This window comes from Paraburkholderia sp. NMBU_R16 (assembly GCF_013282575.1).
Taxonomy (GTDB): Bacteria; Pseudomonadota; Gammaproteobacteria; order Burkholderiales; family Burkholderiaceae; genus Trinickia.
The window spans coordinates 1-8,976 of sequence record NZ_JAAAYE010000098.1 but is presented as its reverse complement, the minus strand read 5'-3'; the positions used below and the strand labels follow the sequence as shown (position 1 = coordinate 8,976).

General features: G+C 60.6%; 11 protein-coding genes and 1 pseudogene. 9 read left to right on the top strand and 3 right to left on the bottom strand.

The window, feature by feature from the left end; all coding sequences use genetic code 11:
• The first annotated feature begins 488 nt into the window (after nucleotides 1–488).
• The 6 genes from GWC77_RS26100 to GWC77_RS26075 all read left to right on the top strand — a co-directional run bounded on the left by GWC77_RS26100 (nucleotide 489) and on the right by GWC77_RS26075 (nucleotide 4,504).
• Nucleotides 489–869, top strand: coding sequence for a hypothetical protein (locus tag GWC77_RS26100; RefSeq protein WP_173261848.1), 381 nt, complete (start codon nucleotides 489–491; stop codon nucleotides 867–869).
• Between the two features lie 272 nt (nucleotides 870–1,141).
• Nucleotides 1,142–1,582 carry a cobalamin biosynthesis protein gene (locus GWC77_RS26095; RefSeq protein ID WP_173261845.1) on the top strand — a complete coding sequence of 147 codons (441 nt, stop codon included), beginning with the start codon at nucleotides 1,142–1,144 and terminating at the stop codon, nucleotides 1,580–1,582.
• Complete coding sequence (gene cobO, locus GWC77_RS26090; RefSeq protein WP_173261842.1) at nucleotides 1,579–2,181, top strand: cob(I)yrinic acid a,c-diamide adenosyltransferase; 603 nt, start codon at nucleotides 1,579–1,581, stop codon at nucleotides 2,179–2,181. The genes GWC77_RS26095 and cobO overlap by 4 nt, the downstream gene beginning before the upstream one ends.
• Before the next feature lie 2 nt (nucleotides 2,182–2,183).
• The gene (locus tag GWC77_RS26085) at nucleotides 2,184–3,488 is read left to right on the top strand and encodes a cobyrinate a,c-diamide synthase (protein WP_173261839.1); all 1,305 of its coding nucleotides are present in this window, start codon (nucleotides 2,184–2,186) and stop codon (nucleotides 3,486–3,488) included.
• Nucleotides 3,489–3,545: 57 nt separating this feature from the next.
• Complete coding sequence (locus GWC77_RS26080) at nucleotides 3,546–3,995, top strand: DUF1810 domain-containing protein (RefSeq protein ID WP_173261836.1); 450 nt, start codon at nucleotides 3,546–3,548, stop codon at nucleotides 3,993–3,995.
• Between the two features lie 149 nt (nucleotides 3,996–4,144).
• Nucleotides 4,145–4,504, top strand: coding sequence for a DUF3564 family protein (locus GWC77_RS26075; RefSeq protein ID WP_173261833.1), 360 nt, complete (start codon nucleotides 4,145–4,147; stop codon nucleotides 4,502–4,504).
• A gap of 270 nt (nucleotides 4,505–4,774) precedes the next feature.
• On the opposite strand, the gene GWC77_RS26070 is transcribed toward GWC77_RS26075, so the two are convergent.
• Complete coding sequence (locus GWC77_RS26070; protein WP_173261852.1) at nucleotides 4,775–5,362, bottom strand: alpha-ketoglutarate-dependent dioxygenase AlkB; 588 nt, start codon at nucleotides 5,360–5,362, stop codon at nucleotides 4,775–4,777.
• Between the two features lie 246 nt (nucleotides 5,363–5,608).
• Here GWC77_RS26070 and GWC77_RS26065 point away from each other — a divergent pair.
• Nucleotides 5,609–6,192 (top strand): annotated as a pseudogene (locus tag GWC77_RS26065) (malonic semialdehyde reductase).
• A gap of 70 nt (nucleotides 6,193–6,262) precedes the next feature.
• Here the strand turns inward: GWC77_RS26065 and GWC77_RS26060 are convergent.
• Nucleotides 6,263–6,592 (bottom strand): hypothetical protein, encoded by a 330-nt coding sequence (locus GWC77_RS26060; protein WP_173261830.1) that lies wholly within the window; start codon nucleotides 6,590–6,592, stop codon nucleotides 6,263–6,265.
• A 212-nt stretch (nucleotides 6,593–6,804) separates the two neighbouring features.
• Between GWC77_RS26060 and GWC77_RS26055 the strand changes: the two genes are divergently transcribed.
• Nucleotides 6,805–8,034, top strand: coding sequence for a metallophosphoesterase (locus GWC77_RS26055; protein WP_173261827.1), 1,230 nt, complete (start codon nucleotides 6,805–6,807; stop codon nucleotides 8,032–8,034).
• A 40-nt stretch (nucleotides 8,035–8,074) separates the two neighbouring features.
• Here GWC77_RS26055 and GWC77_RS26050 read toward each other — a convergent pair whose 3' ends face one another.
• Nucleotides 8,075–8,401, bottom strand: a complete 327-nt coding sequence (locus GWC77_RS26050) for a hypothetical protein (RefSeq protein WP_173261824.1) — start codon at nucleotides 8,399–8,401, stop codon at nucleotides 8,075–8,077.
• Between the two features lie 156 nt (nucleotides 8,402–8,557).
• On the opposite strand from GWC77_RS26050, the gene GWC77_RS26045 reads away from it, so the two are divergent.
• The gene (locus tag GWC77_RS26045; protein WP_173261821.1) at nucleotides 8,558–8,950 is read left to right on the top strand and encodes a helix-turn-helix domain-containing protein; all 393 of its coding nucleotides are present in this window, start codon (nucleotides 8,558–8,560) and stop codon (nucleotides 8,948–8,950) included.
• The last annotated feature ends 26 nt before the right edge of the window (nucleotides 8,951–8,976 follow it).

Sequence of the window (8,976 nt, the reverse complement as noted above, 5' to 3'; positions counted from 1 at the left end):
TGCCGTTTGGCCGTATCAAAGTCGACGCCTTGCACGTACCACGGGGCCTTGATTCCCAGGGCGGCTTCAAAGAGTTGATTCGTCATGTTCGCTTCGTCTCGTATGGCTGGTTGCCGCATTCTGCCGCCACCAGCCATACCTCAGCTTGTCGATTCAGAGCGCCTCAAGGGTTCGCTGCGCCGGGCTTACGCCCGCCCTTGACCCGCTAACATCACCCACTCGGAATTCAAAAGAGGCTGTTAAAACAACGCGCTTTGCGAACCAATTCGTGTCACACCAGGGTTCATGACAGCTTTGTGTCGAAGGAGCCATCGGATAGACACGCGCCGACAAATATCGCCGCTTAGTTAGTACCCCTAATTACACGACTGACGCTTAGACCTTGAGAGGCCACGTACATACGCCGGCCAGTGATTGCGATTCGAGAGTCGGGATTTTTAGTTAAAGAAAGCCCCTTCCCCATCACGCGAGGAATACCTGGACGCAACATGAAAAACGCCGCCCTGCCCCGGATCGATCAGCATCCGGAGATTCCAGGGACGAACGTCAAGAAACAGGATTTAAGGCGGAGCGTCGCGTTGCGGATCTCGAGACCCAATGCCGAACGAAGAAATGAGGACGCCATCGACACTTGCACCATGTCGCGGCAAACGTTTGCGCCACCCGTTGTTATCCACCATGCCCATTTGCATTCCTGCCCAAGGAAAGTGCAGCCCGTATTGTTCTCGTTTTCGACACGGGGATGGTCTCCTATGTCGCTGGCCATTGTTATTTTTAGGGCGCTATTGATTCATAGCACCATACGTCATCTGTTCGGCATTCTGTCGGAACAACTCAATGTTCGCAATAGTCTGTCTAAAAGTTTTTAGCCGCCCAGCAAAAAAATGACAATTATTGACAATCGACGGTTTCGCTGGCAGCGAGCTTAGATTTTCACGGCAGGATGAAACGGTCGGCTCGAGCGGGTGTAATCGACGCGCTCTCGCGCGGGCTCGCCGGCCGTATCGCGTGTGCTATCTTATGGCCGCGCCGCCGCTGCCGCAGCGTTCGTCCAATTCTCGTTCGACGGTTTGCGCGCGAGCGTACGCCGTTCATTCAGCACCGCCAATGTGAGGCACCGCACGCCGGGGCCAAAGCCGACATGACGTATCCATCGTGCGCCCCTCCCCCTTCGCGAGCAACGCTAGCGCTGGGCGTCGGCTGCCGGCGCGGCGTCACCGTCGAACAGATCGAATCCGCTGTGGCAGCCGCACTGAGCGGGCTGCGCCTCGACAACGTCAAGCGCATTGCCACGATCGCATCGAAGGCCAGCGAGCCTGCGCTGCTCGCATTCGCGACTCGGCATGGCATTCCGCTCGTTACGTTTCCGATCGAAGCGATCGAGCGCTTCCTCGACGAGCACGACGCGCTCGATCGCTCGCCGCTCGTTCACGCGCATGTCGGCACCCTCGGCGTCTGCGAGCCGTGCGCGCTCCTCGCAGTCCCGGGCGGCCGTCTCGTCGCGGCCAAACAGGCGTATGGCGACGTCACTGTCGCCATTGCGGCGGCGCCTGAACGACACCACTCAGAGAAACTCACATGAAGACCGATACCGATTCGCATCAACGCATGACGCAACGCCGTCGCGAAGGCCACGAGAAAAAGCAAGCCGCCGCCACTCACGAAAAAGGGCTTTTGATCGTCCATACCGGCAACGGCAAGGGCAAGAGCACGGCCGCATTCGGTATGGCGGTGCGTATGCTCGGGCACGCCGAGCGAATCGGCGTCGTCCAATTCATCAAGGGCGCCCTTCATACTTCCGAACGCGATTTCCTGGGCAGCCATCCGCAATGCGACTTCGTCACCATGGGCGACGGCTACACGTGGAACACACAAAACCGCGAAGCCGACATCGCGACCGCTCGCAAGGGTTGGGACGAGGCGGTCCGCATGATTCGAAGCGGAGAATATCGAATGGTCATACTCGACGAACTCAACACTGTCCTCAAGTATGACTATCTGCCGTTGCAGGAGGTCGTGGGCGTACTGCAAGCGCGAGAGCCGATGCTGCATGTGGTCGTGACCGGCCGCCACGCGCCCGATGCACTGATCGAGGCCGCCGATCTCGTCACCGAGATGCGCCTCGTCAAACATCCGTATCGCGAACAGGGCGTGAAGGCGCAACGCGGCGTGGAGTTCTGACGATGCCCGCATGTCCCGCCCTTTTCATCAGCGCACCGGCGTCCGGCCAAGGCAAGACCACGATGACCGCGGGGCTTGCCCGAATGCACCGTCGGCAGGGGCGGCGCGTGACGGTCTTCAAAGCCGGACCCGATTTCCTCGACCCGATGATTCTCGCGCGGGCAAGCGGAGCCCCGGTGTTTTCGCTCGATCTGTGGATGGTCGGCGAGCGCGAGTGCCGCCGCCTGCTTGCACAGGCGGCCGAACGCTCGGATCTGCTGCTGATCGAAGGCGTAATGGGCCTTTTCGATGGCACGCCGAGCAGCGCAGACCTCGCCGCAAAGTTCGGCGTGCCCGTCGCCGCCGTGATCTCGGCCAAAGCGATGGCACAAACGTTCGGAGCGGTCGCGTTCGGCCTCGCCCGCTATCGCCCGGACGTTCCGTTTTTTGGCGTGCTCGCCAATCATGTCGGCTCCGCGCGCCACGCCGCGATGCTCGAAGACGCTCTGCCGCGCGACATCCGCTGGCTCGGCTACGTGGCGCCTTCCGAGGAGATCGGGTTGCCGTCCAGACACCTCGGACTGCATCAAGCCGACGAAATCGCGGGCATCGAGACACGCATCGAAAGAGCGGCGGACGCGCTATCGCAGACGGCACTGGCCGAACTGCCGCCACCCGTCGAATTTCAGTCGGAAGCACCCTACGTCCCGCCTGCCTTGCTGGCCGGCTTGCACATCGCAATCGCAAGGGACGCCGCCTTTTCATTTATCTATCCGGCGAACATTGCGCTCATCGCTGCGCTCGGCGCCCGTGTGAGCTACTTCTCCCCGCTGGCCGACGAGCCTGTGCCACCGGGGGTCGACGCGCTCTATCTTCCGGGAGGCTATCCAGAACTCCACGCTGCCAAACTCGCGGCGAGCGCAGGAACAGCCCAATCGATCCAAGCGCACATAACGGCACGAAAGCCGCTGATTGCCGAATGCGGCGGCATGCTTTATCTCGTCGAAAGCCTGACGGACACCGCAGGCACACGCCATCCGATGCTGGGCCTCCTCCCCGGACATGCAACGATGCAAACGCGACTCGCGGCGCTGGGCATGGAGGAGATCGCGACACCGCATGGCACCATGACAGGCCATACTTTCCATTACTCGCACTTCGATACGCCGCTTGTGCCCATTGGATACAGTCGACGAGCGTCGTCCGACCAACCGGGCGAGCGGATATTCGCTCACGGCTCGATTTTTGCGACCTACATGCATGGCTACTGGCCATCGAACCCAGAATGGGTGGCGGCGCTTTTTCGCGGCCAAGGGAGCGTATGCTGAGCGGCAATACGTCTCGGACCGGGCCCGTGCGAGTGCGAGTGCAGGAGGGAATGGAAAATGAGCGATGCACAAAACGCGGCGCACGACCTACAGCGGTTCGTCGATGCGCAGGCACCTGTCTATGAGCAGGTCGGCGCTGAATTGCGCTCGGGCCGCAAACGCACGCACTGGATGTGGTTCGTCTTTCCGCAGATCGCCGGACTGGGTAAGAGCGCCATGGCGCAGCGCTTCGCGATTGCGTCGCTCGATGAAGCTCGCGCATATGCGAACCATCCCGTACTCGGCCCTCGGCTCAAAGAATGCACGCGATGGGTCAATGAAACAGAGGGCCGCTCGATCGACCATATCTTCGGCTACCCCGACGACCTCAAATTCCGCTCGTCGATGACGCTTTTCGCGCACGCCACGTCGGACAATGCCGAGTTCCTGCAAGCGCTGTCCAAGTATTTCGGCAGCGAATTCGACCCGCTCACGCTCGAACGCCTAGGCCTTGCCCGTCAAGCATGACCCTCGTCGCGGTGCAGATCCAGTAGCGGCCGCCTTTTATTTTTCCTAAAGTGTAGTTCTCAACCAGATTCAAATCCGATGCGGCCCCGCCGAGCGAATCGCGGCTCACGCCGGGCGTGGCGAAACGTTTTTGTCAGGAGCGATTTTCGATGAGACTCACGATTCTAATCAACGGTCCCGACCCCACCGTCAATCACGACTACGCGGTGCTGTGGCTCGACACCAAGGAGCACGTCTGGTCCAGAGAGTCGCATGACGGGATCGACCTGCCCGCGTGGGGTGATATGCGTGACGAGGACGGCGTCACAAAGCTCTGTGCGCCTCAGACGTCAACGCCTGTTTGCACGCTGAGTGGACTCCATGTCGACCGCTACGAACGCGTAGCAGCAGCTCAAGGCGCTGCACAGTGGTCATGCGCAACAAAACCCGTGTCCACGGGGGGCTTGTGGCGGCTACAGGCGGTCGAAAAGCAGTCGGTGCTTCCCGAAAATAGCGTCTTCCCGAATTGACGCAACGCAGCACGGAGTTGAACAGACTCGCCGCACGGCGAGTTTTTTTTCAGTTCCTTAGCAGCGGCTCCCTCCCTCGCCGCGATCGGTACAGTAAGCCTCGGCCATCTCGAGGCCAACCCTCCTAGGCCCGCTCGGCAATATGGCGGCGGGCCATTTTTTTGATGCTCGTATGTCTGCCCCAGGCTGTTCCTCCCGATCCGGCGCGCCATCGCGGTGTACCGCGACGTTATGCGCATAAACTTTTTAAATTTCTATTAAAAATTTGCGCTATTGCGGCGACACCCAGCGAAACGTCAGGTTGATGCGCTCCCCTTGCACGGTGGGCGCCTTCGGAACGCGATGCCGCCATTGAGCCTGTGTGCTGCCGCGCATGACGAGAAGGCTGCCGCTCGTCAATTCGAAGGTTCGGACGACGCCTGTCTGATTGTGTCGCAACTCGAAGCGGCGAGTCGCCCCCAAGCTCACCGATGCAATCACCGGGGTGGCGCCTAATTCGCGCTCCCGATCGGCATGCCATCCCATACTGTCATTGCCACTGCGATAACGATTCAGCAGTACGCTGTTGTAACGGACGCCTGTCGTCTCTTCAGCCAGATGCTTGAGCGCCCGCACGGTCGAAGACCAGGGCAGCGGCTCGTTCCGGATCCCCGAATAGACATAGACAGTACCCGGCTCCCCCTGCCATGCGGTCAAGCGGGGCAATGGCTTGACGCCTCCGGGTGTGCCGATCGAGTCCTGTTTCCAGACGACTTCTTCCCTGAGGCGTTCGAGCATGGCCGTTGCCGTGCCCGGAGAAAGCCAATTCGGATACCAATCGACTTCCGGCTCGGGCAACTCGGCCACCCCTGGAAGCATTGGCTGATGCGGGCGATTCAAAGGCTCCTCGCTTCATACGACTTCCGGGCGCGGCGTCGACCGGAATGGCTTGTGGTTCTCCCACCCTAAGGGCGGCCCGAGGCTTCGTCAATATCGGTTCATCCGCGTATGCAACCGCGAGACGCCGCCCCGGCAAAGCGCCGCGCCCACGCGGTCCTCCGACCGCGGTTATGATTGCTCCCTGCACCTGCACCCCTACCCGACTGCTCCGACTTTTTTTCGATCATGACGGTGTCCAACGAAGCCCTCGACCAAATTTTCCGTACCGCCCGCACCCATAGCGCCTGCTGCCGAAGCCGGTAGACGACGCGCTCCTGAAACAGATCGTCGAGTTGACGGTTCTGGGCCCCACTTCCTTCAATTCGAGCCCCGCCCGCTTCGTTTTCGTCAAGAGTCCCGAAGCAAAGGAAAAGCTTCGGCCCGCGCTGTCCGAGGCAAACATCGAAAAAACGATGGCAGCTCCGGTTACGGTCATCGTAGGAATGGATATGGCATTTTACGAACAGTTGCCGAAGCTTTATCCACATTCCGACGTGCGCCACTGGTTCGACGGTAACGAGGGCATGATTCACTCGACGGCATTTCGCAACGCATCTCTTCAGGGCGCCTACTTGATCATTGCGGCGCGGGCGCTCGGCCTCGATGCCGGGCCAATGTCCGGCTTCCAGGCAGCCAAGCTCGATGAAGCATTCTTTGCCGGCACGACGATCAAATCGAATTTCCTGATCAATTTGGGCTACGGCGATCCCAGCAGGTTGCGCGCGCGCCTGCCGCGCCTCGCCTTCGACGACATAGCGCGAATCGCCTGAGGCGGTGCGGATGCTCGGCGCGAGTGCGCCGGGACAGGTTTCACCAACCTGCTCATGCCGCAGCGGTGTATTACGACGCAATCAGCACGGCGAGATAGAAGACGATCGCGCCGATCAACGCTCCGGCGAAGCAAAAGCGGTCGCTTTCGGCATCCGTTCCGGAGCGCAGCCATGCCCCGACGACTCCGAAGAGCCCCGCAATCCCCAGGGCCACGAATACCATCGCCACATCGAACAGGGTTGTACGCGTGATCTCGAGCAAATCGATGTGGCGCACAAGGCAGTACACGCCTAACGCCATCAGGGAGAGCACCACGAGCGGCAGCATGACATGGCTGCCTTCGTACCCGAGATGGTGCCGGTGGCTCGAGGGCAAATGAAGCCATTTCATCGTCTTCATCATTCTCCTCCCCGGTCGGTAGCGCCCGATGGCGCAGGGCTCGAATCATGAAGTCATTGCATTAGATCGATTAGGAGAACAAACGATCCCCGGCAAGTGCGCGGTGTGCAACGCACAGCGTCGAGACCGGCTCACGGCGTTCGATCGGTGCGGAGCAGACAATTCGGCAGGTCGGTACAATGCGCAGCATTCCTGCGGAGGTTGCCCTTTCCATGCGCCGTTCCAGTTTTCTGATTCGAGTAATCGGTATCGGCGTCCTGCTGCATATCTATGTTGGTTCCAGGCTTATTCCCGAGTGGCCGTTCGGCACGCCAGCCAAGGCTGCTGCCGTCGTTTGGCTCGTCTTGTCCTGCGTTCTCATACCGTTGGGTGTACTGGCGCGATATTTCGTGAAGCGCCAGCGGCTTGCCGATCGGATGGCCTGGATTGGACTGCTCGTAATGGGATATTTTTCCTCGCTGCTCGTCATTACGTTCGTGCGCGACTTGTCGATCGCATCTCTGCTGACGATCGATTCGCTGCTGCCCCGCACCGTCTCGCTCGATCGATGGCGCGTCGATTCGGCAGTGGGCGTGCCCCTGCTGGCAATGATCTCGACGGCGATCGGATTCATCAATGCACGACGCAGGGCAAAGGTGGCGAGCGTCGATATACCGATCGCCGACTTGCCGCCCGAGTTGGATGGTTTAACCATCGTTCAAATCAGCGATATCCATGTCGGCCCGACGATCAAACGTTCCTACGTCGAGGCAATCGTTGCCGAAGTGAATCGACTCGAAGCGGATGTCATTGCGGTAACGGGTGACGTCGTCGACGGCAGCGTGGCACAACTCGCGGAACACACACGACCGCTCGGCCGTTTGAAGGCCAAATACGGCGCTTTCCTGGTGACGGGCAACCATGAATATTATTCGGGCGCTGAAGAATGGATCGCCGAATTTCAGCGGCTCGGCTTGCAGGTGCTGTTGAACGATCACGTCGTTCTCGAACACAACGGCGCGCCTTTCGTCGTAGCAGGCGTCACTGATTATTCGGCCGGCCATTTCAACGACGCTCATCGCAGCGATCCCGCTGCGGCAGTCAGGCACGCGCCCGATGACGCACGTATTCGCGTTCTGCTCGCGCATCAGCCGCGTAGCGCGCTCGCAGCCGCGGAAGCCGGCTATACGCTACAGCTCTCGGGCCATACGCACGGGGGACAGTTTTTCCCGTGGAATTTCTTTGTCCGGTTTCAACAGCCTTTTACCGCCGGTTTGGCGCGAATCGACGACTTGTGGATTTATACGAGCCGAGGCACCGGATACTGGGGGCCGCCGAAGCGGTTGGGCGCGCCGTCCGAAATCACGCGTATCAGGCTCGTCGCCGATACGCGTGTGCCTGGCACAGTTTCGGGGATGCGAAAAGGAAATCGCCGGGCTCAGGCAATCCGCGCAGCCGGGTAGTGGGAAGAAGCCAACGATTACCGACGCTAGCACACTGCTCCTACAACGCGCGCGCTGCCTGAGCGAAGCGCTCGAGCGCTTCGGGATTCCCATGCAACGCCGCACGCAATGCCTCGCGCAGACCGATGTGCTCCGCGATGCGCTCGACACGTGTTGCATCGAGCGGAGAGAGCGCGCCCAGGTCCTCGAAATGTATGTCGTCGCTTGCGATTCCGCGCGATGCCGCGGCCAGAGCTCGTGCCGCGAGCAATGATCGGTACGTGCGCTCGTGCACTGCCGGCGCGTGGTGTGCCAGCGTCCCAAGCCAACTGGCTGCGCCTTCGGCTATGCCTAGCCCCTTTGCCAAATCACGGAAACGTTCATTCATTAACGCATGACCAAGTGCGTGTGTGAGCGCCCCGTCTTGCATCCGCGTATCGCCGGTTAGCATGAAGGTAAGCGCCCGGCAAAGTCGCCTTGAAGCCCGAGTGTTCTGACGCGAGCATCGTGTCCATTAACAACTTTTAATGGACAGGTGTACACGATGGAAGAACTCGAAGCGAATCCCGAAGTGGCCGTGCAGCCGGTGCGCCGCCGCCGGCATAGTAAAGAATTCAAGGCGGAAGTGATGCGTGCTGCGATGCAGCCGCACGTGTCGGTCGCAGCGGTAGCGCTGCACTACCGTCTCAATGCCAATCTGGTTCGCAGTTGGATCACCCGGCAAGCGAAGCGCCAGGGCGGCAAGCAAACCAGTCATTCAACCGATGTGTCGCCTGCCGAATTCGTTCCGCTGTCGCTCGCGACGGTGCCGAACGTGGCAGCAGCGCCCGGCGCAATCGAGGTGGAAGTGCGCCGTGGGGCGACGACGATCACGGTGCGTTGGCCGTTGTCGGCCGCCAGCGAGTGCGGCGCGTGGCTGCAAGGCTGGCTGCGGTGATTCGCATCGAGGCGATTTGGCTGGCG

Bases quoted from the DNA above. Each gene is read 5' to 3' on its own strand.
- GWC77_RS26055 (WP_173261827.1), top strand. From the start codon at position 6,805: ATGCGCCGTTCCAGTTTTCTGATTCGAGTAATCGGTATCGGCGTCCTG.
- GWC77_RS26070 (WP_173261852.1), bottom strand. From the start codon at position 5,362: ATGCTTCCAGGGGTGGCCGAGTTGCCCGAGCCGGAAGTCGATTGGTAT.
- GWC77_RS26100 (WP_173261848.1), top strand. From the start codon at position 489: ATGAAAAACGCCGCCCTGCCCCGGATCGATCAGCATCCGGAGATTCCA.
- GWC77_RS26045 (WP_173261821.1), top strand. From the start codon at position 8,558: ATGGAAGAACTCGAAGCGAATCCCGAAGTGGCCGTGCAGCCGGTGCGC.
- GWC77_RS26080 (WP_173261836.1), top strand. From the start codon at position 3,546: ATGAGCGATGCACAAAACGCGGCGCACGACCTACAGCGGTTCGTCGAT.
- GWC77_RS26060 (WP_173261830.1), bottom strand. From the start codon at position 6,592: ATGAAGACGATGAAATGGCTTCATTTGCCCTCGAGCCACCGGCACCAT.
- GWC77_RS26085 (WP_173261839.1), top strand. From the start codon at position 2,184: ATGCCCGCATGTCCCGCCCTTTTCATCAGCGCACCGGCGTCCGGCCAA.
- GWC77_RS26050 (WP_173261824.1), bottom strand. From the start codon at position 8,401: ATGAATGAACGTTTCCGTGATTTGGCAAAGGGGCTAGGCATAGCCGAA.
- GWC77_RS26075 (WP_173261833.1), top strand. From the start codon at position 4,145: ATGAGACTCACGATTCTAATCAACGGTCCCGACCCCACCGTCAATCAC.
- GWC77_RS26095 (WP_173261845.1), top strand. From the start codon at position 1,142: ATGACGTATCCATCGTGCGCCCCTCCCCCTTCGCGAGCAACGCTAGCG.
- cobO (WP_173261842.1), top strand. From the start codon at position 1,579: ATGAAGACCGATACCGATTCGCATCAACGCATGACGCAACGCCGTCGC.